This is a genomic window from Pseudomonas sp. JQ36, assembly GCF_053851495.1.
The window spans coordinates 75,364-97,256 of sequence record NZ_CM132642.1; the positions used below are offsets into that span (position 1 = coordinate 75,364).

The window sequence follows — 21,893 nt, forward strand, 5'->3', positions numbered from 1 at the left end:
ACAGGGAGCAGTGCAATGGATTATCCAAAAAGTATTCCCGGCGTTGGCCTGGTCAACGGCGGTTTCGTCGATGAAAACCCGATTGCTGGTTCACCGGGATCGTTGATTCCGGCCGCGTGGGGCAACAGCGTCACGCAAGAGATTCTCAACGCGATCAAGGCTGCCGGGCTGACGCCTGATGAAGCCAGAACCGACCAGTTGGCCACGGCCATCGGTGCGCTGGTCGACTTCAGCAAACTGAAAAACACCCCGACCACATTGGCCGGTTACGGCATCACCGATGCGGTGGGGCGGTTGTTGGCGGTGCGGCAGATCGAGACGGTCGGGATCACGGTTTACAAGCCCAATCCCAGGGCCAAACGGATTCGCGTGCGGTTGGTGGGGGCGGGGGGATCGGGTGGCGGTTGCGCATCCGTCGCCGCTAATAATCTTCGCATCGGCGGTGGTGGTGGTTCGGGGGCCTATGGGGAGAGCCTGTATGACGTGACGCCTCAAATGCTTGCCGGCGTGCCTGTTTCTTTGGGAGCCGGTGGCGCGGTGAGCGCGACTATGGGGCTGGCAGGCGGTGGGGCTTCTTTTGGTTCCTACATGAGCGTGGCAGGTGGTGCGGGTGCACAGGTCTTGAACATCGATACGTTGAACTCGACCTCCGGGTACGTTCAGGGCGGCACTGGAGGCCAGGATATCGCAGGCGGCAACCTTGCCAGCGCACGTGGCAATACCGGTGGCTACGCGATGTTCAACGGTAATTGGGGAATGCTCTCCGGTGGTGGCGCAGCTAGCCCGTTCGACGGTGGCGGTCCGTACAAGGGCGTAAACAGCCCCGGAGTCGCGGGCGTTCGAGGCTCAGGAGGCAGTGGATCTTGTTCGAACACTGCATCGGCTGCTGTTCTCAGCGGCGCCGGCGGCAACGCCTTCTGTGAAATCTGGGAGTACGAATAATGGCCCGTTATGCACGAATGGAAAACGGTGTCGCGGTCGAACTGATCGACACCGGCGACTACGCGATAACCCAACTGTTTGCCCCCGTTTTCGTCGAGTCAATGGTGCAAGTGCCGGAGGGCATGCAGATCGAAATCGGCGCGCCCGTCGGCGAACTGCGCCAGGAGATTGCGCCGTTGCCTGTAACGATAAGTCCGGTCGCTGCCCCCGAAATAGTCCCCGATGAGCAAGAGACTCTGGCGGCAGCGCGCCTTTGGCGCCAGTCCAGTCTGTCGGCCACCGAATGGTGGGTGACGCGGCATCGCGATGAGCAGGAACTGGGGCGTGGGACGACGCTCAAGGCTGCGCAATATCTGGAGTTGCTGGAGTACCGCCAGGCGCTGCGCGATTGGCCTGATTCAAGTCAATTTCCTTCGGCAGTTTCCCGGCCTTCGGTCCCCGCGTGGTTAGCCGCATTAATTGGCTGAAACCGGCCCCCAGGTATTTTCAGATTAAGGAGAAAAACCTTGGACTATCCCAAGAGTGTGCCCAGTGTCGGGCTGGTAAATGGACAATTTGTTGATGAAGACCCGATTGCCGGTAAACCGGGTTCGCTGATTCCGGCGACGTGGGGTAATAGCGTCACCCAGGAAATTCTTAATGTCGTGCAAGCGGCTGGCATGACGCCGAATGAGTCATCCAATAATCAGTTGCTCGGTGCGCTGCGCAGTCCGACGCTGTTCAACACTGCACCGCAGTTTGATAGCGGACGCTCGGCGGCAACTGCGGAATTTGTGCAGCGAGCGTTGGGCAGTTGTGCGAGTGCCCGCGGGATATCCGCAGCGACTCAGTTGACGCTGACCGATGTCGGATCCTCGATTGGTCTGGGCGGCACAGCGGCTTATACCGTGACGCTCCCGGATGCAGCCTCGGCGCCGAATGGCGCGACGATCAGCCTGCACTGCCGCAACGCAGGCTCGGTCATAGTGGCCAGCAAAACCGGCTCACAAATCAGCCCTCAAGGGGCTTACGTGGCGTCGATCGTGATGAACGCCGGTGAGAGTGCGAATTTCGTCAGAGAGTCTGGTGTTTGGGTGGTTTACGGCACGGCAGCGTTGAAGTATTGCGCCTCATACGGCGCTCAATTCACCACGCCGGGTTATCAGAAATTCCCCAGCGGATTGATCCTGCAGTGGGTCGTCGGTGCCTCAGACACCAATGGCAATATGACGCTTTCACTGCCGATCAAGTTTCCGTCGGCCATTTTGGGTGGCGTCGCCAATGAGGCGAATCCGGCAGGCTGGAGTGCCGGAAATGCGACCGTCTGGGCGTTTGATCTGGGTGTATCGACCACCACTCAGGTGGTGGCGCGGGTTCGCAACATTGACTCTACGGGGATCAAGCCATCGGCGGGAATTTCGGGGCGCATTCTGGTTTGGGGAGTTTGACCATGGCTGTTTACTTTTACGCACAAACCCTTGGATTTGACCGGGTTGAAAATCCTGGACCCGAACTTCCAGAAGGCGCAGTGGAAATCACTCAGGCCCAATACATTGAGCTATTCGCCGGGCAGGCCGCAGGCAAAGTCATCAGCGCCACTGCCACAGGTCAGCCAGTCCTTAGCGAACCGCTAGTCTCTCCAGTGGCGCTGATTGCCCTTGAGCGCGACTGGCGCAATAACGTACTGCAGAGCACTCAATGGCTGGTTCTTCGCGATGCAGAGGAACTGGAAATGGGCGAGGGCACCACCCTGCGCAGCGAAGAATTCAAACAACTCCTGACGTACCGTCAGGCACTGCGCGACTGGCCTGACAATCCGGATTTCCCGGACACACGTTCGCGGCCGGTTGAACCTGATTGGCTGGAAGGCTTGCTGCAGGCCAATGGTTGAGCCGTTTGCTGAGCAACCGAGGATAAATAAATATGGATTACCCAAAAAGTGTCCCGGGCTCCGGCCTGGTCGACGGAAAATTTGTCGACGAAAACGCCATTGCCGGAACGCCGGGATCGCTGATCCCGGCGAGCTGGGGCAACAGTGTTACTCAGGAAATACTCAACGCCATTACCGCGGCCGGTTTGAAACCTGATGAAGCACAGACCGATCAGCTGGCGCAGGCGATCAGGCTACTATCGAAACCCGATCCACTGCAGCAATTTCCGGTGCAGGTTTATCGCAGGAATGTGCTGATCAATGGCGGGTTCGATATCTGGCAGCGCGGAACGACCAACCAAGGCCCCAATATCGGTGGGTATGTAGCCGATCGTTTTCGTTGCGACTGGAATGGCAATGCTGCCGTGACCATCTCTCGCCAGGATTTTGCTCCTGGCCAGACAGACGTGGCAGGTGAGCCGAGCTATTTCTTGCGCTGGCAGCAAACCACGGCTGGCGTTGGCGCTACCGAGCACAAGATTTCCCAAGGCGTTGAATCTGTCAGGACTCTGGCTGGAAAAACCGCCACCGTGACATTTTGGGCGCGCTCCGACGCCGCGCGCCCGTTGAAGGTAACTATCGGTCAGTACTTCGGCAACGGTGGTTCCGAAGCCGTCGTCAAAGTGGTCGATGTCTTTGCATTGAGCACTGCATGGGCCAAATACAGCGCGACGTTTCAGGTGCCAGTGATCGCGGGAAAAATGCTCGGCACCAATGATTACTTGCGGTTGGCTTTTGATCTGCCACTTAACGTTTTGCAAACCGTGGATCTTGCACGGGTTCAACTCGAGGAGGGACCGGTTTCCACGCCGTTCGAATATCGTCCGGTCGGTGAAGAGCTGATGTTGTGTCAGCGCTACTTCGAGAAGTCCTTTGCCAATCGCTTACAGATTCGTGCAAACAATGGTGTCGGAACCTGCATCGTTACGTTCACTCAGGCTGCGGCCGGGAATATCGGTCAATATGGCATGGTCATAGACATGCAGGCTCAAAAGAGAGTGCAACCTACCGTCGTCCTGTATTGCCCCGGAAATGAAAGCAGTCAGGTCTGGAACTACTCGCAGGGTGTGGCTTGCACGGGGACCACGGTGCAAAGTGTGACACAGCGAAGTTTCGCCATCGGCACCGTGACGCCCGTGAGCAGTCAGCCCGGTAACGGATTGCAGATTGAATGGACAGCGGACGCTGAAATCTAAGGGGAAACTCATGACGTATCAATTGACCGCCTGTGGCGTATTGCGCGTTGAAGATTCTGCGTTTATTCCGCAGGACACGACCAATCGTGACTGGCTTGAGTATCAGCAATGGCTGTTAACCGGTGGGCAAGTGCTGCCACTAAATGAAGCACTCGAAGAATCTGTATCGAATAGCACCCTGACAACTCTGGCAAAAAAATGGCTGGGGGGCGTTGTCCGCCAACCATGATTCAATCGGAGCCTCCAGGGAGGAACACGCATCATGCAAATAACTGAAGACAACCTTAAAACCATCATGCCCAACGCCCGCTCCCAAGCGGGCGTTTTTGTTTCTGCACTTAATAACGCAATGACTCGCCGCCATATCGACTCGCCAAAACGCATCGCCGCGTTCCTGGCGCAAGTCGGCCATGAGTCGGGGCAACTGCAATACGTGCGCGAACTAGGCAACAACCAGTACCTGAGCAAATACGACACTGGCACGCTGGCGTTACGTCTGGGCAACACGCCTGAGGCCGATGGCGACGGACAAAAGTACCGGGGCCGTGGGCTGATTCAGATCACCGGGCGCAGCAACTATCGGCAGTGCAGCCTCGGCCTGTTCGGCGACGAGCGCTTGCTGTCCTTGCCGGAATTGCTTGAGCAACCGCAATGGGCAGCGGAATCGGCGGCATGGTTCTGGGAACAGAACGGCCTGAACGATCTGGCCGATCGCGACCAGTTCAACAGCATCACCCGCCGAATCAACGGCGGGTTGAATGGCCTGCAGGATCGGCTGGATATCTGGGCGCGGGCGAGGGCGGTGCTATGTCCGTCTCCTGGCGCGTAGTCGGCTTTTTGTTGCTGGCGCTGGGAGGCGCCGCGCTGGCCTGGCAGTTTCAGGACTGGCGCTACGGGCGGCAACTGGCAGAGCAGGCGCGGTTAAACGCCGACACTCTCAATCAGCTGAATGTGGCCGCAGCCAGCGCGCAGCAGGTCGAGCAGGATAAACGTTTGGCCCTCGAGCGACGCCTGGCGGCCAGTGAACAAACCCACTATCGAGCCATGAACGATGCCCAACGTGATCAAGATCGCCTGCGCGATCGTCTTGCCACTGCTGATCTGCGGCTGTCAGTCCTCATCGATGCCGGCGATGCTGCCCCAGGCTGTGGGGTGCCAGCCGCCGCCGGCCCCGGCGGCGTGGATCATGCAGCCGTACGCGCCCGACTTGACCCGGCGCATGCTCAACGAATTATCGCCATCACCGACACCGGTGACCGCGGACTGATTGCCTTGCAGGCGTGTCAGGCCTATGTCAGAGCGCTGGCGCCCGAACATTTTGAATGAGTCTGTGTATTGAAAGCGCAGCCGGCTCGTGTACGGTGGTGGTCATTCCACCCGATCCGGAGCGCACCGTGAAAGAGATCACTCAACTGGCTGCCGAACTTGGCCGACGTCTGCAGTTGCTCAACGCCCACGTCACCACGGCCGAGTCGTGTACCGGTGGCGGGATTGCCGAAGCGATCACGCGGATTCCCGGGAGCTCGGCGTGGTTCGAGGCCGGTTACGTGACCTACTCCAACCGGCAGAAGACCCAGCAATTGAATGTACCCGCCGAATTGTTCGGCACGGTGGGCGCGGTCAGTCGCGAAGTCGTCGAGTCGATGGTGCGTGGTGCACAGAAGCACAGCCTGGCGCGGTTTGCCGTGGCAGTCAGCGGCGTCGCCGGGCCCGACGGCGGTACACCGAACAAGCCGGTGGGCACCGTGTGGCTGGCCTGGGGCGTGGGCGATGCGGTTTCCAGCGAGGTTCAGCACTTCTCGGGCAACCGTGATGAAGTGCGCCGACAAACGGTGAAGGCCGCGCTAGAGGGGCTGCTGCGACTAGCGGCACGAGAAATCGAAAATCAGGGGTAGGCGATCCGCGAACGCTGTGGAATAATACTGGCTACTTATACAGGTGTTGGCCGTCAGGCCTTATTGATTACGTGAGGACTTTAATGGACGACAACAAGAAGAAAGCCTTGGCTGCGGCCCTGGGTCAGATCGAACGTCAATTCGGCAAGGGTGCCGTAATGCGTATGGGCGATCAAGACCGTCAGGCGATCCCGGCTATCTCCACCGGCTCTCTGGGTCTGGACATCGCACTCGGCATCGGCGGTCTGCCAAAAGGCCGTATCGTTGAAATCTACGGTCCTGAATCTTCCGGTAAAACCACACTGACACTGTCCGTGATCGCCCAGGCGCAAAAAGCCGGCGCGACCTGCGCCTTCGTCGACGCCGAACACGCCCTCGACCCTGAGTACGCCGGCAAACTGGGCGTCAACGTCGACGACCTGCTGGTTTCCCAGCCGGACACCGGCGAACAGGCGTTGGAAATCACCGACATGCTGGTGCGCTCCAACGCAGTAGACGTGATCATCGTCGACTCCGTGGCGGCACTGGTACCGAAGGCTGAAATCGAAGGCGAAATGGGTGACATGCACGTGGGCCTGCAAGCCCGTCTGATGTCCCAGGCGCTGCGTAAAATTACCGGTAACATCAAGAACGCCAACTGCCTGGTGATCTTCATCAACCAGATCCGCATGAAGATCGGCGTGATGTTCGGCAGCCCGGAAACCACCACCGGTGGTAACGCGCTGAAGTTCTACGCCTCGGTCCGTCTCGACATCCGCCGTACCGGCGCGGTGAAGGAAGGTGACGAAGTGGTCGGCAGCGAAACCCGCGTCAAGGTTGTGAAGAACAAGGTGGCGTCGCCGTTCCGTCAGGCCGAGTTCCAGATCCTTTACGGCAAGGGCATCTACCTCAATGGCGAGATGATCGACCTGGGCGTGCTGCACGGTTTCGTCGAGAAGTCCGGCGCCTGGTATGCCTATGAAGGCACCAAGATCGGTCAGGGCAAGGCCAACTCGGCCAAGTTCCTGGCAGACAACCCGGAAGTCGCTGCCAAGCTCGAGAAGCAGCTGCGTGACAAACTGCTGTCGCCAGCGGTGATTGCCGACTCCAAGGCTTCTGCGGTCAAAGAGACCGAAGACGACTTGGCTGACGCTGATATCTGATCGCAGCGATGACCACCGCTGTACTCGATACCCTCGTCGCGGTGCGGCGAACTGCTATGGATCTGCTCGCTCGACGCGAGCACGGTCGAGTCGAACTGACGCGCAAACTGCGTCAGCGCGGCGCTGAGGCGGAAATGATCGAAACAGCCCTCGACCGGTTGACGGAAGAGGGGCTGCTTTCCGAAGCCCGTTACCTTGAAAGCTTTGTTTCCTACCGTGCCCGCTCCGGCTATGGCCCTTTGCGCATTCGCGAAGAGCTGGGTCAGCGTGGTTTGCAACGCGCCGATATCGAACTCGCCCTGCGTGAAAGCGGTATCGACTGGCAGGAGCAGCTTCGCGAGACGTGGCAACGCAAGTTCTCCGGACACTTGCCGATTGACGCCAAGGAACGCGCCAAACAAGGCCGCTTCCTCGCCTATCGGGGGTTTTCGATGGAGATGATCAACCGCTTGTTCAGCGGCAGAGGCATGGACGATTAAATCGGTTTAAAAAACGGCCCGCTATGAAAATAGCGGGCCGTTTTTTTTTGCCTTCAACTTACCTTTGATGGCTCACGTGCACGTTGGGCGGTCTGCGGTTTGGTTTGAACCCAGTTTTCCGGGAGGTTGATGTAATCCACCAGCTCCCTGAGACGGCCATGATTTCGGGCATTGAACGCGAAGGCCAACCGCACCAGGTGGCTGTACTGCGCTTCGTCATGTTCCTCGCCGCTGTAAGCGTGTTGATGGAACTGGTCACTCAGGCACAGATCGGCGAAAGCTTCTTGCATATGTTCCAGAGCCTGCTCGCTGAGCTTGTGATGCATGCGAATCACGAACTGACGCTTGAGCCAGCGACTGGAGTGGAAGTTGCTGTAGAACTGGTTGATCTGCTCCACGGCTTCATCGACGTTATAGACCAGACGCATCAATTTCAGGTCGGTGGGCAGGATGTAGCGGTTTTCTTCGAGTTGCTGGCGAATGAAATCCAGTGCGCCTTGCCAGAAGGTGCCGCCCGGCGCGTCCAGCAACACCACCGGCACCAATGGACTTTTACCGGTCTGGATCAGCGTCAGTACTTCCAGTGCCTCGTCCAGGGTACCGAACCCGCCAGGGCACAGCACCAGCGCATCGGCTTCCTTGACGAAGAACAGTTTGCGGGTGAAGAAAAAGTGGAACGGCAGCAGATTGCCGGTGCCGTCTACGGTCGGGTTGGCATGTTGTTCGAAGGGCAGGGTGATGTTGAACCCGAGGCTGTGGTCACGCCCGGCGCCTTCGTGCGCGGCAGCCATGATTCCGCCACCAGCACCGGTGATGACCATCATGTTCGAGCGTGTCAGGGCTGCGCCGAGCTCTCGGGCCATTGCATACAGGGGGTGCTCGACCGGCGTGCGCGCCGAGCCGAATACGGTGACTTTGCGTCGTCCCTTGAATTGTTCCAGCACTCGGAACGCCTGCTCCAGTTCGCGCAGGGCCTGCAGGGTGATCTTGGCGTTCCAGCGGTTGTGATCTTCCTGGGCCATACGCAGCACGGTCAGGATCATGTCGCGATAAATCGGCAGATTCGGGCTGTTGGGGGAAATCTGCTTGAGCTGTTCTTCGACCTTGCTGATGAGGTCGGGGCCGCTTTCCTGAAAATGACGGCTGAGCAGGTCATTCGGTTGGTAAGGCATTCAACGTCTCCTTCTGCACAGAGCGGGTGGCCCTGACGTGCGGCGTCAGTGCCGCGCTGCAAAAAACACACACTCGGCAGCTCCTTTTTCTGCCGTGAACAGGTGATCGGGAATACTTTGAATCTAGACCCTCGCGAGCCATTGCGCTGAATTGATCTTTACGCCGCGCAGGCTTTCCTGGCAACCGTTGCGGGTTTATTGGAAATGAGTGTTCACCACTCGTCCGAAGGTACGCCGTAGAGCAATCACTCTGATTTACTAACCTACAGGCACTGTACGACAGCTTTGAGTCAGCAATCGTACGCAGGGTGCGCGCTTTTCAAGGATTCGCGGGTAGCAGGCAAGGAGGCGGAAGAGATGGCCAGAGTGGTTCTGGAGATCGATACGCAGCTGTATCGGATGCTGAAAGCGGCAGCCGAGACCAATCAAGTGAGTCTCGAAGAGGAGTGCTGCCGTCGGTTGGCAGGCGGAGAACGACGGTCTCGCTACTTGCAGGCCCTGGTGGCCGAATTGCGCGCCGAAGATGAACAGCGGCGCGCCAATACTCGATGATTACTTCTTTTTCACCGGGGCGGCTTTCGGGCAATCGGAGTCCTGATAGCTGGCCGAACCGATGGCCTTGTTGGTTTTATATTCACTGAAGTCGTAGCGCATGACCGCGCCCTTGGCCATCAGCTTGCGGTACGACGGGTTGTTGCACACCGAAGCACCCAACTGGAAATACACGGCTTTTGGATCGGCGCGCATCTTTTCGGCGTGGCTGGCCTGCACGCTCAGGTGGTTGATCAGGGTAACGCCTTCAACGGTGTAGCCCTGATCGAGAATGTCTTCGTTGATCGCCCGTGGCGTGCCGACGCTGCTTTGTGCGGCGATGTTGCGCAGTTCTTTGTTCAGATTCTGCTCTTTCAGGGACGCCGCTTGTGCGCTGAAGGACAACGCCAGTGCGATGGCCGCGGTAGGAACGATAAGGCGCAGCATGAAACTCTCCTGATTCAGTGACTGGTGGTTCGACCAGCCCTGTGGCTGTGCGTTCAGTGGCGCCGGATTATAGGGGAGCCGGTCGGGACGGTACAGGTTTGCGCTCGCCGCTCTGGTAAACTGCCGGCCTTTATTGCCTTGCCGAGTGCTGTGCGTGTCGAGTTTTCCTGCCATAAGGCGTTGCCCGTGATCCATCATGCCCCCAACGCCGTAGCCCGCTTGCGTGACCAGCGCGAGGACGAAGGTATCAAGCCGATTCAGGCCCGAGGTTTTCGCTCCGAGCGTTGCCGCGATTGCCGGGTGATCATCAGCCATTGCCTGTGCGCTTGGCGACCGACGGTCGAAACCCGCTCCGGCGTGTGCCTGATCATGACCGGCAAGGAAGTCTTCAAACCCAGCAACACCGGCTGGCTGATTGCCGATGTGGTGCGTGACAACCATGCCTTCATTTGGTCGCGCACCGAACCCGACCCGCAGATGCTGGCGTTGCTCAATGATCCGCAATGGCAGCCGTACCTGGTATTTCCCGGCGAATACGTCGAACCGGCACGCGTGACCAACACTGTCGCTCTCGATAGCAGCAAACGTCCGCTGTTCATTCTGCTGGATGCGACCTGGACCGAAGCGCGCAAGATCTTCCGCAAGAGTCCGTATTTTGACCGCTTGCCGATTCTCAGCCTGCTGCCCGACAGACTCTCGCGCTATCGCTTGCGCCGTTCCACCCGCAGCGAGCACCTGTGCACCGCCGAAGTCGCGGCGTTGTGTCTGGAACTGGCCGGGGACAGCGACGCAGCGTCGGCACTGGACGCTTACTTCGATGTGTTCAGCCAGCATTATCTGGGCGCCAAACAACAGTTGCCGCTCAACGAGTCGACCCCGGCCCACGCCGAGCTGTTGCCTTATATACGAAAGCCGCAAGCCGTGTTGGCCCGATAGTGGCCCATACTTCACCCAGCGGCGGCCGTGCTGCTTGACCACCCCGGCTACGCTGGGCATGCTTGGCGCCGATTGGGGTGCGGCCAAGGTTTGAAACGCCGTGTTTGCTCGTGATTGGTGTTGAACGTGCCCCTGTGGATAGCGCTGTGCGGCGGTATCTCGAGTTGTTTTGGCGAGGCCCGAATGCGTCGGGTCTGCCATCAAAAACAGGATCATTTGAACAATGGCCACATACGACATCCTGATTGCCGATGATCACCCTCTGTTTCGTAGCGCACTGCATCAAGCGGTGACCCTGGGCCTGGGCCCGGATGTACGACTGGTGGAGGTGGCGAGCATCGCCGAGCTGGAAGCGCGCCTGACCGAAAAATCCGACTGGGATCTGGTCCTGCTGGACCTGAACATGCCCGGCGCTTTCGGTTTTTCCGGTCTGGTCATGCTGCGCGGGCAGTACCCGCAGATTCCGGTGGTCATGGTTTCGGCGCAGGAAGAAGCTTCGGTCATGGTCAAGTCCCGCGAGTTTGGCGCCAGCGGCTTCATTCCCAAGTCCAGCGACCTGAACGTGATTCAGCAAGCCGTGCGCAAGGTGCTCGATGGCGATGTGTTCTGGCCCCCGCAGGCGTTCGAAGCCGTCAGTGTCTCTGATGAAGCCAAAGCCGCCAGCGATGGCCTGGCCAGTCTCACCCCGCAGCAGTTCCGCGTACTGACCATGGTCTGTGAAGGCCTGCTGAACAAGCAGATTGCCTACGAGTTGAGCGTGTCCGAAGCGACCATCAAGGCCCACGTCACGGCGATCTTTCGCAAGTTGAATGTGCGCACCCGGACGCAGGCGGCATTACTTCTGCAACAACTTGAGTCAATTCCGAGCCAGTAAAAGCTGGCGCCTTCACGCTTTTTTGACTTTTGTTGCTCTAGCTTTCCCACTCCTTTCTGGTTGGTTTTTACGTTATGTCACCTTTCAAGGGCCAGACCGGCCTGAAACGCATCCTCAACGCTTCCGGTTACTCGCTGGACGGGCTGCGCGCAGCCTTCACCGGCGAAGCCGCATTTCGCCAACTGGTGCTGCTCAATGTGGTGCTGATTCCGCTGACGTTCTTCCTGAATGTCAGTCGCGTCGAACAGGCACTGCTGATCGCTGTGTGCCTGCTGGCGCTGATCGTCGAGTTGCTGAATTCGGCGGTGGAAGCGGCGATTGACCGCATTTCCCTGGAACTGCACCCGCTGTCGAAGAACGCCAAGGACATGGGCAGCGCCGCGCAATTCGTGGCCCTGAGCATGATTGCCCTGGTGTGGGCGGTGATTCTGCTTTAAGCGATACTCGGCAAGACGATCTCGTCGCTGCGCTGCACCCCGGCGGTGAAGGCGCGGCACAGATCGAGAAACTCGCGCATGGCCGACGTCTGGTATTTCTGCTTGTGCCAGATGAAGTAGAACTGCCGGGCCAGATCCAGATCCGGGGTTTCCACAGCCACCAGGCTGCCGCGTCGAAACGCATCACGCAGCGCCAGCCGCGAAATACAGCCAATCCCCAACCCTGATTCCACCGCGCGTTTGATCGCTTCGGTGTGCTCCAGCTCCAGGCGGATATTCAGCGCACTGCGATGGTGACGCATAGCCTGATCAAAGGTCAGGCGCGTGCCGGAACCCTGTTCACGCAGGATCCACGCCTCGTGCGTCAACTCTTCCATGGTCGCGCTGCCACGTTTGGCCAGTGGGTGCTGCGGTGCGCAAAACACCACCAGTTCATCTTCCACCCAGCTCTGCACTTCGATGTCCGGGTGGCTGCAGTCGCCTTCGATTAGACCCAGATCAATTTCGTAATGAGCGACTTGATGCACGATATTGGCAGTGTTCTGTACATGCAGCTTCACCTGGCTCTCCGGATGGCGTTGCATGAAACCGCCGATCAACAGGGTCGCCAGGTAATTGCCGATGGTCAGGGTGGCGCCCACCGACAGTGAGCCGAAACCGGATTTGCCGTTGAGCAGGTCTTCGATTTCCTTGGATTGATCAAGCAGGGCCACCGCTTGCGGCAGCAGCTGTTTGCCGAGGGCGTTGAGGCTCAGCCGTTTGCCGGCGCGATCGAACAGCTGGCAGCTGGACTGGCGCTCCAGTTCGGTGATCGAGGTGCTTGCCGCCGATTGCGAGAGGTTGAGCAGACCCGCAGCACGGGATACGCTCTCCTGCTGGGCGACGGCGACGAAGACTTGCAGTTGACGAAGAGTAAATCGCATATCGATATAACCGATAACCCTTATCTTAATAATCCAGTTAACAGATATTGTCGTCGCTATTAGAATGCGATGCAATTGCGCACTGTTGGCCGCAAAGGCGAGCGCAGACCCAATATCCAGGAGTCCCACGTACATGAGCAACATGAACCACGAGCGTGTCCTCAGTGTTCATCACTGGAACGACACTCTGTTCAGCTTCAAGTGCACCCGCGATCCGGGCCTGCGCTTCGAGAACGGTCAGTTCGTGATGATCGGCCTGCAACAGCCCAACGGCCGCCCGCTTATGCGCGCTTACTCGATTGCCAGCCCGAACTGGGAAGAGCATCTCGAGTTCTTCAGCATCAAGGTGCCTGATGGTCCGCTGACTTCGCAGTTGCAGCACCTGAAGGAAGGCGACGAGATCATCATCTCGAAGAAGCCTACCGGCACCCTGGTGCTCGACGACCTGAACCCGGGCAAGCATCTGTATCTGCTGAGCACTGGCACCGGTCTGGCGCCGTTCATGAGCGTCATTCAAGACCCGGAAACCTACGAGCGCTTTGAAAAAGTGATCCTGGTGCACGGCGTGCGTTACGTCAACGAAGTCGCCTACCGCGAATTCATCACCGAGCACCTGCCGCAGAACGAGTTCTTCGGTGAAGCGCTGCGTGACAAGCTGATCTACTACCCGACCGTGACTCGCGAGCCGTTCGAGAACCAGGGTCGTCTGACCGACCTGATGCGTAGCGGCAAGCTGTTCAGCGACATCGGTCTGCCACCGATCAACCCGCAGGACGACCGCGCGATGATCTGCGGCAGCCCGAGCATGCTCGACGAGACCAGCGAAGTGCTCGACAGCTTCGGCCTGAAGATCTCGGCGCGGATGCGCGAGCCGGGTGATTACTTGATCGAGCGTGCGTTCGTCGAGAAGTAACACGCAATACCTGTGGGAGCGGGCTTGCTCGCGAAGGCGTCGTGTCAGCCAACACACCTGTTAATGACAGACCGCTTTCGCGAGCAAGCTCGCTTGTATGTTTAGACTTGAAGGGGTGGGCGGGACTACAGACTCGATTCTGACTCTGACCAGTACAGACCGTGGGAGACTTCTCGTCCCGCCCCTTCTACCCAAAGCGCCAATAAGGAATTCATCGGTAAACCGACGACAGAGACAAGCCAGCGCAACGGTAGACCCCAACAAGCTCTTAAACCCTAGCTCCGAGGATTCGTCATGACAATCCTTACTTCGCAGACGGTTGTTGGTATCGATATCGCCAAGGCCGAAATCGTTGTCTATCGCGCCGACTTGGAAACTATTGAAGCGGTCAAGAATGATCGTGCCGCCCTCAAACGTTGGCTCAAAACTCTGCCCGCGCAAAGCGCTATCGCTGTCGAAGCCACCAATATCTACCATTTGGAGACTGTTGATCTGGCTCATGCGATGGGACATCAGGTCTATGTGGTGGATGCTTATCGAGTCAGCCACTATCGTCGCGGTGTCGGTCAGCGAGCCAAAAATGATCCCTGCGATGCACGTGTGCTCGCACGCTATCTGACGAATGAACAAAGCAAACTGCGGCTTTGGAATCCGCCTCCTAAAGCCTACACCGTACTGAAAAGCTTGCTGCACAGACGCGCGACGCTGATTCAGAACCATACGGGTCTGATGTTGAGCTGGGCCGATGAACCCTTGCTGAAAAAAGAACGTACGGCTCAGCAAAAGGCATTCGAGCGATCCGACAAGGTCATTCAAAAACTGCTGCGCAAAGTCAGCAAAGAGGCCGGTATTGATGACAATATTGACCGCTGCAAAGCAATCGAGGGCGTGGGAGAGCTGACTGCGACTGGGTTGGCAACGACCTATATGCGCGGTGACTTTGCCAACAGCGACGCGTTCATCGCGTTTTTGGGTATGGATCTGACGGTGGACGATTCGGGGAAAAAGAACGGCCCGAGGTTCCTGAGCAAAAAAGGAGATCCGGAGATCCGTCGATTAGCCTACAACGCCGCAATGGCGGCGTGTCGCTCAACCAAGTGGAAGCCTTTTTACGAGTCTTACCTGGCCAGAGGCTTCTCGAAAACACAGGCATTGGTAGCTCTTGCTCGCAAGCTCTGCCGAGTGGCATTCACCCTGATGAAGAATCAGGGCGAATACCGATCAGTTTGAGATTCTAGGGTTGCTGAGCAACATAGAATCTCCCACAATGATTTTTATTGAATGAAAAAGCCCGCGTTGCCTGAGAAGGCAGCGCGGGCTTTTTCGTTTCCGGGGTTTACGCCGAGGCCGGGATCACTTCCAGCACGCAAATCTGCTCCGGCGTCGGGTAATGCCAGCGCACGTCCAGATCCCAGAACTGCGCACCGTACTCGCGCTCCGGTGCCGGCGTCTGATACGCCGGGCGCGGATCCTGCGCCAGACACTGCTCGATCAACTCGACCAGCGGCTCGCCAAGGCGCTGGGCATGGCCATGCGCCTGTTGCAGCGCGGCGTCCGTCCACCGCACGTCAATCAACTGTGGCGCGGCGCTGGCGATGCTGTTGGAGGCTTCGGGGATGATATCGGCGTAAGGCACATAGGGTTTGATATCGAGGATCGGCGTGCCGTCGAGCAAATCGATGCCCGAAATGAACAGCCGATTGGTATCGACCTTGTCCAGCTTCACCACTGACTGCCCGATGCCATTGGGGCGGTGAGTCGCACGGGTGGCGAACACGCCCATGGATTTGTTACCGCCCAGCCGTGGCGGGCGCACCTTCAGACGCGGCTTTTCTTCTAGCGCCTGATGAAACAGAAACAGCAGCCAGACATGGCTGACCTGCTCCAGCCCTTGCACGGCGTCTCCCTGATCGAACGGCGCCACCAGCTCCAGCACGCCACGGGCGGCGGGGGCCAGTTGCGGCTGGCGCGGGATGGCGAACTTCTCCTTGAAACAGGAGCGCACGAAGCCGATGGGGGAGACGCTGTAAGTCATGTTCGGTAATCAAGGCGGGAGCGGGGCGGGCATGATAACCCGCAGGGCTTCAAGGCAGGTGATGACGGGGCCGACGCCTTCGCGAGCAAGCCCGCTCCCACAGGGATCTCGAGTGGAGTCCGGTTTTGTGTCAGCCACAAAACCTGTGGGAGCGGGCTTGCTCGCGAAGGCCGCGCCACCGATTCAGAGCTTGTGGCGCAGATCAGCCACGAACACGCAGGGTCAGGCCCTTGAGGAAGTTGCGCAGCAACTGGTCGCCGCACGCGCGATAGTTGGTGTGGCCGACCTTGCGGAACAGTGCACTCAGCTCAGGCTTGGACACCGGGAACTCGGCTGCCTTGAGTATCGCGTGCATGTCGTCTTCCTTGAGTTCGAAAGCCACGCGCAGCTTTTTCAGGATGATGTTGTTGGTCACTGGCACTTCGATCGGCTGCGGCGGACGGCTTTCGTCCTTGCCGCGCTTGAACACCACCAGACCGTCGAGGAAGTGCGCCATGACTTCGTCCGGGCAGCGCACGAAGCCTTCTTCGTCTTCTTCTTTCTTGTCGAGGTATGCGACGACGTCTTTCAGCTCCACGTCCAGGCCGCCGAGCTTGATGATCTCGATGACTTTCTTGTCGCTGATGTCGAGCATGTAGCGCACGCTACGCAATACGTCGTTATGAATCATGTGGGTAATCCTGATATTTCGTTGTGGGCAACGCGCAGGCGCGTTGCCGGAGTGTGTGGCGGCAACAGAGGCGTCAGAACTTCTCTTTGCCGGACAGATAGCGCCATTGGCCGACCGGAACCTTGCCGATCGACACACCGCCGATACGGATGCGGCGGATGCCGACGACCTTCAGGCCAACCGCTTCGCAGAACTGCGCGATGATCCCCGGCTGCGGGTTTTTCATGGCGAAGCGCAGGCGGTTTTCGTTCTGCCAGCTGGCCTTGACCGGCGGCAGCTCCTTGCCCTTGTGAGTCAGGCCGTGCTGCAGGCGATTGAGGCCGTGGGCAACCATGTCGCCTTCGACTTCGACCACGTATTCCTGCTCGATCTTGGCGGCATCGGCAGTCAGTTTGCGCAGCACCTTCCAGTCCTGCGTAAACACCAGCAGGCCGCTGGCCTTGGGTTGCAGGTCGGCGCTGGCGGTCAGACGCAGAAAGTGCCCGCGCAACGGACGTTTGCCGTAGCGGTGCTCGTCGCTGAGGGTGTCGGCGCTGAGCGATTGCATGGCGGTGTCGACATCCATGCCCGCTGGCACGTTGAGCAGAATCGTGACCGGCTCCGGCGCGGTGGCCTGAGCGTCCTTGTCGAGCTCGACCTTCTGGTCGCCGACCTTGAATTGCGGTTCGTCGATCACTTCGCCGTCCACGGTGACCCAGCCGCCCTCGATGAACAGCTCGGCCTCCCGGCGGGAGCAACCGACCAGTTCGATGAGGCGTTTGGAGAGGCGAATCGGGTCAGTCATGACAGGGCCGTAACAAAAAAGGGGTGGGCATTGTACCTGCCTGGCGCCGGTTAAGCCCGGTTCCATTTCGGTAGGTGTTTTTTGTAGGAGTGAGCCTGCTCGCGATTGCCGTCTAACATTCAGCATTGATGTCGGCTGGTCCGGCGCTATCGCGAGCAGGCTCACTCCTACAAGGGTTCTTTGGTGTGTCAGGCGTGGCTTGAGCGCTGCTGGTTCTGCCGCAAGCGCATATGCAGCAACGGATACGGCTGGCCCATGCCATCCACTTCCGAGCGGCCGATCACTTCAAAACCCTGCTTGAAATAAAAACCCAGTGCCTGCGGGTTCTGTTCGTTGACGTCGAGTTCATCGGCATTCAGATGCTGCATGGCGTAGTTGAGCAGTTTCTTGCCCAAACCCTGGCCACGGTGGGCGGGATCGATAAACAGCATTTCGATCTTGCCCGCTGCCACTCCGGCGAATCCGGTAATGCGCTGCTGATGATCCCTGGTGCAAATCAGCATCACCGCGTCCAGATAGCGGGTGAGCACCAGATTGCGCAGCAACTCGATGTAGCTGTCCGGCAGGAAATCATGGGTCGCGCGAACCGAGGCCTCCCAGACCCGGGTCAGTTCCTGATAATCGCTGAGTTTCGGCGTGTGGATGACCGAATGCTGACGCATGCCCGTCTGCCTCTTTTCAAATGGATGAGCGGGATTCCTTCCCACTGCAAACGATAGCCGTAAAAAAGCCCCGCATCTCGTAAAAAGAGCGGGGCTTTTGATGACACGACTATCCCCTGTGGGAGCGGGCTTGCTCGCGAAAGCAGTGTATCCGTCGACATATCCAGTGACTGATACACCGCCTTCGCGAGCAAGCCCGCTCCCACAGGTACTGCGTGGTGCTTAGATCTGCTCAGCCCAGAGGTCGTATTCGTCAGCGTCAGTCACCTTGCACCAGACCTTGTCGCCCGGCTTGAGGTTGCTGCCGTTGTCGATGAACACGTTGCCGTCGATTTCCGGGGCATCGAAGAAGCAGCGGCCGACGGCGCCTTGCTCGTCGACTTCGTCCACCAGCACTTCGATCTCGCGGCCGATGCGCATTTGCAAACGGGCCGAGCTGATCGCCTGCTGGTGCGCCATGAAACGCTCCCAACGGTCCTGCTTGACGTCGTCCGGCACCACTTCCAGGTCCAGATCATTGGCCGGGGCGCCATCTACCGGCGAATACTGGAAGCAGCCGACGCGGTCGAGCTGGGCTTCGGTCAGCCAGTTCAGCAGGTACTGGAAGTCTTCTTCGGTTTCGCCCGGGAAGCCGACGATGAAGGTCGAACGGATGATCAGATCCGGGCAGATCTCGCGCCAGTTCTTGATCCGCGCCAGGGTCTTGTCTTCGAACGCCGGGCGTTTCATCGACTTCAGCACTTTCGGGCTGGCATGCTGGAACGGGATGTCCAGGTACGGCAGGATCTTGCCGGCGGCCATCAGCGGGATCAGCTCGTCAACGTGCGGGTACGGGTAAACGTAGTGCAGACGGACCCAGACCCCCAAGGTGCTCAGCGCTTCGCAGAGTTCGGTCATGCGGGTTTTCACCGGCGCGCCGTTCCAGAAACCGGTGCGGTACTTCACGTCGACGCCATAGGCGCTGGTGTCCTGCGAAATCACCAACAGCTCTTTGACACCGGACTTGACCAGGCGCTGAGCCTCGTCGAGCACATCGCCAACCGGACGGCTGACCAGTTTGCCGCGCATCGACGGGATGATGCAGAAGCTGCAGCTGTGGTTGCAGCCTTCGGAAATCTTCAGGTACGCGTAGTGACGCGGGGTCAGCTTGATGCCTTGCGGCGGTACCAGGTCGATCAGCGGGTTGTGATCCTGACGCGGCGGCACCACTTCGTGCACCGCGTTGACTACTTGCTCGTACTGCTGCGGACCGGTCACGGCCAGCACGCTCGGGTGTACGTCGCGGATGTTGCCTTCTTCCACGCCCATGCAACCGGTGACGATCACCTTGCCGTTTTCCTTGATCGCTTCACCAATCACTTCCAGCGACTCAGCCTTGGCCGAATCGATGAAACCGCAGGTGTTGACCACCACCACGTCGGCGTCCTGGTAGGTGGACACCACGTCATAGCCTTCCATGCGCAGCTGGGTCAGGATGCGCTCGGAGTCGACCAGTGCTTTCGGGCAACCCAGAGATACGAAGCCAACCTTTGGATTGGCCGGCGCAGGAGTGGTGGACATGTCTAACCTCGGTATTTTGTGACGTCGCTTGCCGTGTGGGAAAACCGACGGATGGGCGCTTAGGGCACGCCTCTGATCAAAAAGTGCGCAATTCTAGCGATGAGTAACGCACTTGACCAGCTTTATGCAGGGAAATACGACGAGTGCTGCGCTATGCTTCGCGCCGTTGAGCTTTACCGATTTTTTACAGTCAACAAAACGTCTGTAACAATAGGTAAAACAGCGCATGCTGCACCACAAAGCATAGTGCTTCATTCAAAGAAGCCGGTTCGAGAATCAGGAGTGTTGGATGGGTCAGGCAAGTAGTCAGGCGGCGGGCGCCGAGCATTCGGCTGCAAAACCGCTGAGCATGCTGGTCGCGGCAGTCGGGGTGGTTTACGGCGACATCGGCACGAGCCCGTTGTACACCCTCAAAGAAGTTTTCGCTGGTCACTACGGGGTGCCAGTCAACCACGACGGGGTCTTCGGGATTCTGGCGTTGATTTTCTGGTCGTTGATCTGGGTGGTCACGATCAAGTACGTGTTGTTCGTACTGCGCGCCGACAACCAGGGGGAAGGCGGGATCATGGCGCTGACTGCCCTGGCGCGACGTGCATCGAGTCGCTACCCGAAGTTGCAGGCGGTACTGGTGATTCTGGGGCTGATCGGAGCAGCGCTGTTTTATGGCGACAGCATGATTACCCCGGCGATTTCCGTGTTGTCGGCGGTTGAAGGTCTGGAGCTGGCATTCGACGGCCTGGAGCGCTGGGTGGTGCCGATGGCGCTGGTGGTGCTTGTCGCACTGTTCCTGATCCAGAAACACGGCACCGATCGCATCGGCAAGCTGTTTGGCCCGGTGATGGTGGCGTGGTTCCTGGTGCTGGGCGGCCTGGGTATCAGCGGGATCGTCAGGCATCCTGAAGTGTTGAATGCACTGAACCCGATCTGGGGCGTGCGCTTCTTCATCGTGCACCCGGGCATGGGCGTGGCGATTCTCGGCGCGGTGGTGCTGGCATTGACCGGCGCCGAAGCGCTTTACGCCGACATGGGCCACTTCGGGCGCAATCCGATTGCCCGCGCATGGTTGGTTCTGGTGCTGCCGGCGCTGGTGCTGAACTACTTCGGTCAGGGCGCATTGCTGCTGGAAAACCCGGAAGCGGCACGTAACCCGTTCTACCTGTTGGCGCCGAACTGGGCACTGGTGCCGCTGGTCGTGCTGGCGACCCTGGCCACGGTCATTGCTTCGCAGGCGGTGATTTCCGGCGCGTTCTCGTTGACTCGTCAGGCCATTCAGCTCGGCTACATTCCGCGCATGCACATTCAGCACACGTCCAGTGCCGAACAGGGCCAGATTTACATCGGTGCGGTGAACTGGGCGCTGATGGTCGGCGTGATCTTGTTGGTCATCGGCTTCGAATCCTCCGGCGCGCTGGCGTCTGCTTACGGTGTGGCCGTGACTGGCACGATGCTGATCACCAGCATCCTGGTGTCGGCGGTGATCCTGCTGCTGTGGAAATGGCCACCGCTGTTGGCGGTGCCGATTCTGCTCGGGTTCCTGTTGGTCGATGGTTTGTTCTTTGCTGCCAACGTACCGAAGATCATCCAGGGCGGTGCCTTCCCGGTGTTGGCGGGTATTGTGCTGTTTGTCCTGATGACCACCTGGAAGCGCGGCAAGGAGCTGCTGGTCGATCGTCTCGACGAAGGTGCGCTACCGTTGCCGATCTTTATCAGCAGCATCCGCGTGCAACCACCGCACCGCGTGCAGGGCACCGCCGTGTTCCTCACCGCGCGCTCCGACGCCGTGCCCCACGCGCTGTTGCACAACTTGCTGCACAACCAGGTGCTGCACGAGCAAGTGGTGTTGCTGACCGTGGTCTACGAAGACATTCCGCGCGTATCGCCATCGCGACGTTTCGAAGTGGAGGCGCACGGGGAGGGGTTCTTCCGGGTGATCCTGCACTTCGGCTTCACCGACGAGCCGGACGTGCCGCAGGCGCTGAAACTGTGCCACCTGGATGAACTGGACTTCAGTCCGATGCGCACCACCTACTTCCTCAGCCGCGAAACGGTGATCGCCTCGAAACTCGAAGGCATGGCCCGCTGGCGCGAAGCGCTGTTCGCATTCATGTTGAAGAATGCCAATGGCAATTTGAGGTTCTTCAATCTGCCGCTGAACCGGGTGATTGAGTTGGGGACACAGGTGGAGATGTAACCCTGCCTCAACTGAAAAGCCCCTGTCAGCCTTGCGGCTGGCGGGGGCTTTTTTGTGCCTGAACACATTGCTTGAATCCTGTAGCAATCCCCTGTGGGAGCGGGCTTGCTCGCGAACGCGTCGTGTCAGTCGACATCTCCAGCGGCTGATCCACCGCCTTCGCGAGCAAGCCCGCTCCCACAAGGGGTCTGTGGT

The 21,893-nt window shown here is 59.0% G+C and carries 26 protein-coding genes; 18 read left to right on the forward strand and 8 right to left on the reverse strand.

The genetic code is table 11. The features are described 5' to 3' along the window. Nucleotides 1–15 precede the first annotated feature (15 nt). From ACS4NR_RS00385 to recX, 11 genes are all read left to right on the forward strand, one after another. The gene (locus ACS4NR_RS00385; RefSeq protein WP_253149067.1) at nucleotides 16–942 is read left to right on the forward strand and encodes a glycine-rich domain-containing protein; all 927 of its coding nucleotides are present in this window, start codon (nucleotides 16–18) and stop codon (nucleotides 940–942) included. Next, nucleotides 942–1,409: a phage tail assembly chaperone gene (locus tag ACS4NR_RS00390; protein ID WP_456018838.1), complete on the forward strand. Its 468-nt coding sequence runs from the start codon at nucleotides 942–944 to the stop codon at nucleotides 1,407–1,409. Before ACS4NR_RS00385 ends, ACS4NR_RS00390 begins: the two co-directional genes overlap by 1 nt. Before the next feature lie 39 nt (nucleotides 1,410–1,448). Continuing rightward, complete coding sequence (locus ACS4NR_RS00395) at nucleotides 1,449–2,369, forward strand: gp53-like domain-containing protein (RefSeq protein ID WP_456018839.1); 921 nt, start codon at nucleotides 1,449–1,451, stop codon at nucleotides 2,367–2,369. Nucleotides 2,370–2,371: 2 nt separating this feature from the next. Next, nucleotides 2,372–2,812: a phage tail assembly chaperone gene (locus ACS4NR_RS00400; protein ID WP_456018840.1), complete on the forward strand. Its 441-nt coding sequence runs from the start codon at nucleotides 2,372–2,374 to the stop codon at nucleotides 2,810–2,812. 32 nt (nucleotides 2,813–2,844) lie between these two features. Beyond that, a complete protein-coding gene (locus tag ACS4NR_RS00405) occupies nucleotides 2,845–4,047 on the forward strand; it encodes a carbohydrate-binding protein CenC (protein ID WP_456018842.1) in 1,203 nt (400 codons plus the stop codon). A 10-nt stretch (nucleotides 4,048–4,057) separates the two neighbouring features. After that, nucleotides 4,058–4,276, forward strand: a complete 219-nt coding sequence (locus ACS4NR_RS00410; RefSeq protein WP_456018843.1) for a hypothetical protein — start codon at nucleotides 4,058–4,060, stop codon at nucleotides 4,274–4,276. A gap of 33 nt (nucleotides 4,277–4,309) precedes the next feature. Continuing rightward, a complete protein-coding gene (locus ACS4NR_RS00415) occupies nucleotides 4,310–4,876 on the forward strand; it encodes a glycoside hydrolase family 19 protein (RefSeq protein ID WP_204895024.1) in 567 nt (188 codons plus the stop codon). Continuing rightward, nucleotides 4,855–5,373 (forward strand): lysis system i-spanin subunit Rz, encoded by a 519-nt coding sequence (locus ACS4NR_RS00420; RefSeq protein ID WP_456018844.1) that lies wholly within the window; start codon nucleotides 4,855–4,857, stop codon nucleotides 5,371–5,373. Before ACS4NR_RS00415 ends, ACS4NR_RS00420 begins: the two co-directional genes overlap by 22 nt. 68 nt (nucleotides 5,374–5,441) lie before the next feature. Beyond that, the gene (locus ACS4NR_RS00425; protein WP_095138620.1) at nucleotides 5,442–5,942 is read left to right on the forward strand and encodes a CinA family protein; all 501 of its coding nucleotides are present in this window, start codon (nucleotides 5,442–5,444) and stop codon (nucleotides 5,940–5,942) included. 83 nt (nucleotides 5,943–6,025) lie between these two features. Then, nucleotides 6,026–7,084 carry a recombinase RecA gene (gene recA / locus ACS4NR_RS00430; RefSeq protein WP_003222269.1) on the forward strand — a complete coding sequence of 353 codons (1,059 nt, stop codon included), beginning with the start codon at nucleotides 6,026–6,028 and terminating at the stop codon, nucleotides 7,082–7,084. Between the two features lie 8 nt (nucleotides 7,085–7,092). Continuing rightward, the gene (gene recX, locus ACS4NR_RS00435; RefSeq protein ID WP_003222270.1) at nucleotides 7,093–7,563 is read left to right on the forward strand and encodes a recombination regulator RecX; all 471 of its coding nucleotides are present in this window, start codon (nucleotides 7,093–7,095) and stop codon (nucleotides 7,561–7,563) included. A 53-nt stretch (nucleotides 7,564–7,616) separates the two neighbouring features. Here recX and ACS4NR_RS00440 read toward each other — a convergent pair whose 3' ends face one another. Next, entirely contained in the window at nucleotides 7,617–8,735 is a 1,119-nt protein-coding gene (locus ACS4NR_RS00440) for an LOG family protein (RefSeq protein WP_456018845.1), read from the reverse strand. Between the two features lie 357 nt (nucleotides 8,736–9,092). On the opposite strand from ACS4NR_RS00440, the gene ACS4NR_RS00445 reads away from it, so the two are divergent. Continuing rightward, nucleotides 9,093–9,287 carry a hypothetical protein gene (locus ACS4NR_RS00445; RefSeq protein ID WP_095138412.1) on the forward strand — a complete coding sequence of 65 codons (195 nt, stop codon included), beginning with the start codon at nucleotides 9,093–9,095 and terminating at the stop codon, nucleotides 9,285–9,287. Here ACS4NR_RS00445 and ACS4NR_RS00450 read toward each other — a convergent pair whose 3' ends face one another. Beyond that, a complete protein-coding gene (locus ACS4NR_RS00450) occupies nucleotides 9,288–9,713 on the reverse strand; it encodes a PA3611 family quorum-sensing-regulated virulence factor (RefSeq protein WP_456018846.1) in 426 nt (141 codons plus the stop codon). A gap of 189 nt (nucleotides 9,714–9,902) precedes the next feature. On the opposite strand from ACS4NR_RS00450, the gene ACS4NR_RS00455 reads away from it, so the two are divergent. The 3 genes from ACS4NR_RS00455 to ACS4NR_RS00465 all read left to right on the forward strand — a co-directional run bounded on the left by ACS4NR_RS00455 (nucleotide 9,903) and on the right by ACS4NR_RS00465 (nucleotide 11,960). Next, on the forward strand, nucleotides 9,903–10,649 hold the full coding sequence (locus tag ACS4NR_RS00455; protein ID WP_177440015.1) for a tRNA-uridine aminocarboxypropyltransferase: 747 nt from the start codon (nucleotides 9,903–9,905) through the stop codon (nucleotides 10,647–10,649). A gap of 223 nt (nucleotides 10,650–10,872) precedes the next feature. Continuing rightward, nucleotides 10,873–11,523, forward strand: a complete 651-nt coding sequence (erdR, locus tag ACS4NR_RS00460) for a response regulator transcription factor ErdR (protein WP_027611090.1) — start codon at nucleotides 10,873–10,875, stop codon at nucleotides 11,521–11,523. A 74-nt stretch (nucleotides 11,524–11,597) separates the two neighbouring features. After that, the gene (locus ACS4NR_RS00465; protein WP_003222276.1) at nucleotides 11,598–11,960 is read left to right on the forward strand and encodes a diacylglycerol kinase; all 363 of its coding nucleotides are present in this window, start codon (nucleotides 11,598–11,600) and stop codon (nucleotides 11,958–11,960) included. On the opposite strand, the gene ACS4NR_RS00470 is transcribed toward ACS4NR_RS00465, so the two are convergent. Next, nucleotides 11,957–12,883: a LysR family transcriptional regulator gene (locus ACS4NR_RS00470; protein WP_007964377.1), complete on the reverse strand. Its 927-nt coding sequence runs from the start codon at nucleotides 12,881–12,883 to the stop codon at nucleotides 11,957–11,959. The genes ACS4NR_RS00465 and ACS4NR_RS00470 overlap by 4 nt on opposite strands. Nucleotides 12,884–13,016: 133 nt before the next feature. Between ACS4NR_RS00470 and fpr the strand changes: the two genes are divergently transcribed. Beyond that, nucleotides 13,017–13,796, forward strand: coding sequence for a ferredoxin-NADP reductase (gene fpr / locus ACS4NR_RS00475; RefSeq protein WP_003222277.1), 780 nt, complete (start codon nucleotides 13,017–13,019; stop codon nucleotides 13,794–13,796). Between the two features lie 294 nt (nucleotides 13,797–14,090). Beyond that, on the forward strand, nucleotides 14,091–15,026 hold the full coding sequence (locus tag ACS4NR_RS00480) for an IS110 family transposase (RefSeq protein WP_103369841.1): 936 nt from the start codon (nucleotides 14,091–14,093) through the stop codon (nucleotides 15,024–15,026). Nucleotides 15,027–15,132: 106 nt separating this feature from the next. Here the strand turns inward: ACS4NR_RS00480 and tsaA are convergent, their stop codons facing one another. The 5 genes from tsaA to rimO form a co-directional block, all read right to left on the reverse strand. Continuing rightward, nucleotides 15,133–15,831 carry a tRNA (N6-threonylcarbamoyladenosine(37)-N6)-methyltransferase TrmO gene (gene tsaA / locus ACS4NR_RS00485; protein ID WP_456018847.1) on the reverse strand — a complete coding sequence of 233 codons (699 nt, stop codon included), beginning with the start codon at nucleotides 15,829–15,831 and terminating at the stop codon, nucleotides 15,133–15,135. 202 nt (nucleotides 15,832–16,033) lie between these two features. After that, nucleotides 16,034–16,501 (reverse strand): YehS family protein, encoded by a 468-nt coding sequence (locus tag ACS4NR_RS00490; RefSeq protein WP_027611093.1) that lies wholly within the window; start codon nucleotides 16,499–16,501, stop codon nucleotides 16,034–16,036. Between the two features lie 73 nt (nucleotides 16,502–16,574). Continuing rightward, nucleotides 16,575–17,285, reverse strand: a complete 711-nt coding sequence (locus ACS4NR_RS00495) for an rRNA pseudouridine synthase (RefSeq protein ID WP_123587001.1) — start codon at nucleotides 17,283–17,285, stop codon at nucleotides 16,575–16,577. Nucleotides 17,286–17,473: 188 nt separating this feature from the next. Continuing rightward, the gene (locus ACS4NR_RS00500; protein ID WP_115986270.1) at nucleotides 17,474–17,947 is read right to left on the reverse strand and encodes a GNAT family N-acetyltransferase; all 474 of its coding nucleotides are present in this window, start codon (nucleotides 17,945–17,947) and stop codon (nucleotides 17,474–17,476) included. 222 nt (nucleotides 17,948–18,169) lie between these two features. Then, the gene (gene rimO / locus ACS4NR_RS00505) at nucleotides 18,170–19,507 is read right to left on the reverse strand and encodes a 30S ribosomal protein S12 methylthiotransferase RimO (protein WP_024011887.1); all 1,338 of its coding nucleotides are present in this window, start codon (nucleotides 19,505–19,507) and stop codon (nucleotides 18,170–18,172) included. A gap of 349 nt (nucleotides 19,508–19,856) precedes the next feature. Between rimO and ACS4NR_RS00510 the strand changes: the two genes are divergently transcribed. Further along, nucleotides 19,857–21,698 carry a potassium transporter Kup gene (locus ACS4NR_RS00510; RefSeq protein WP_456020417.1) on the forward strand — a complete coding sequence of 614 codons (1,842 nt, stop codon included), beginning with the start codon at nucleotides 19,857–19,859 and terminating at the stop codon, nucleotides 21,696–21,698. The last annotated feature ends 195 nt before the right edge of the window (nucleotides 21,699–21,893 follow it).

Excerpts from the sequence above, each read along its gene's own strand:
- ACS4NR_RS00385 (WP_253149067.1), top strand. The coding sequence starts at position 16 with ATGGATTATCCAAAAAGTATTCCCGGCGTTGGCCTGGTCAACGGCGGT.
- ACS4NR_RS00390 (WP_456018838.1), top strand. The coding sequence starts at position 942 with ATGGCCCGTTATGCACGAATGGAAAACGGTGTCGCGGTCGAACTGATC.
- ACS4NR_RS00400 (WP_456018840.1), top strand. The coding sequence starts at position 2,372 with ATGGCTGTTTACTTTTACGCACAAACCCTTGGATTTGACCGGGTTGAA.
- ACS4NR_RS00405 (WP_456018842.1), top strand. The coding sequence starts at position 2,845 with ATGGATTACCCAAAAAGTGTCCCGGGCTCCGGCCTGGTCGACGGAAAA.
- ACS4NR_RS00410 (WP_456018843.1), top strand. The coding sequence starts at position 4,058 with ATGACGTATCAATTGACCGCCTGTGGCGTATTGCGCGTTGAAGATTCT.
- ACS4NR_RS00415 (WP_204895024.1), top strand. The coding sequence starts at position 4,310 with ATGCAAATAACTGAAGACAACCTTAAAACCATCATGCCCAACGCCCGC.
- ACS4NR_RS00420 (WP_456018844.1), top strand. The coding sequence starts at position 4,855 with ATGTCCGTCTCCTGGCGCGTAGTCGGCTTTTTGTTGCTGGCGCTGGGA.
- recA (WP_003222269.1), top strand. The coding sequence starts at position 6,026 with ATGGACGACAACAAGAAGAAAGCCTTGGCTGCGGCCCTGGGTCAGATC.
- recX (WP_003222270.1), top strand. The coding sequence starts at position 7,093 with ATGACCACCGCTGTACTCGATACCCTCGTCGCGGTGCGGCGAACTGCT.
- ACS4NR_RS00440 (WP_456018845.1), bottom strand. The coding sequence starts at position 8,735 with ATGCCTTACCAACCGAATGACCTGCTCAGCCGTCATTTTCAGGAAAGC.
- ACS4NR_RS00445 (WP_095138412.1), top strand. The coding sequence starts at position 9,093 with ATGGCCAGAGTGGTTCTGGAGATCGATACGCAGCTGTATCGGATGCTG.
- ACS4NR_RS00450 (WP_456018846.1), bottom strand. The coding sequence starts at position 9,713 with ATGCTGCGCCTTATCGTTCCTACCGCGGCCATCGCACTGGCGTTGTCC.
- erdR (WP_027611090.1), top strand. The coding sequence starts at position 10,873 with ATGGCCACATACGACATCCTGATTGCCGATGATCACCCTCTGTTTCGT.
- ACS4NR_RS00465 (WP_003222276.1), top strand. The coding sequence starts at position 11,598 with ATGTCACCTTTCAAGGGCCAGACCGGCCTGAAACGCATCCTCAACGCT.
- ACS4NR_RS00470 (WP_007964377.1), bottom strand. The coding sequence starts at position 12,883 with ATGCGATTTACTCTTCGTCAACTGCAAGTCTTCGTCGCCGTCGCCCAG.
- fpr (WP_003222277.1), top strand. The coding sequence starts at position 13,017 with ATGAGCAACATGAACCACGAGCGTGTCCTCAGTGTTCATCACTGGAAC.
- ACS4NR_RS00480 (WP_103369841.1), top strand. The coding sequence starts at position 14,091 with ATGACAATCCTTACTTCGCAGACGGTTGTTGGTATCGATATCGCCAAG.
- tsaA (WP_456018847.1), bottom strand. The coding sequence starts at position 15,831 with ATGACTTACAGCGTCTCCCCCATCGGCTTCGTGCGCTCCTGTTTCAAG.
- ACS4NR_RS00490 (WP_027611093.1), bottom strand. The coding sequence starts at position 16,501 with ATGATTCATAACGACGTATTGCGTAGCGTGCGCTACATGCTCGACATC.
- ACS4NR_RS00495 (WP_123587001.1), bottom strand. The coding sequence starts at position 17,285 with ATGACTGACCCGATTCGCCTCTCCAAACGCCTCATCGAACTGGTCGGT.
- ACS4NR_RS00500 (WP_115986270.1), bottom strand. The coding sequence starts at position 17,947 with ATGCGTCAGCATTCGGTCATCCACACGCCGAAACTCAGCGATTATCAG.
- rimO (WP_024011887.1), bottom strand. The coding sequence starts at position 19,507 with ATGTCCACCACTCCTGCGCCGGCCAATCCAAAGGTTGGCTTCGTATCT.
- ACS4NR_RS00510 (WP_456020417.1), top strand. The coding sequence starts at position 19,857 with ATGCTGGTCGCGGCAGTCGGGGTGGTTTACGGCGACATCGGCACGAGC.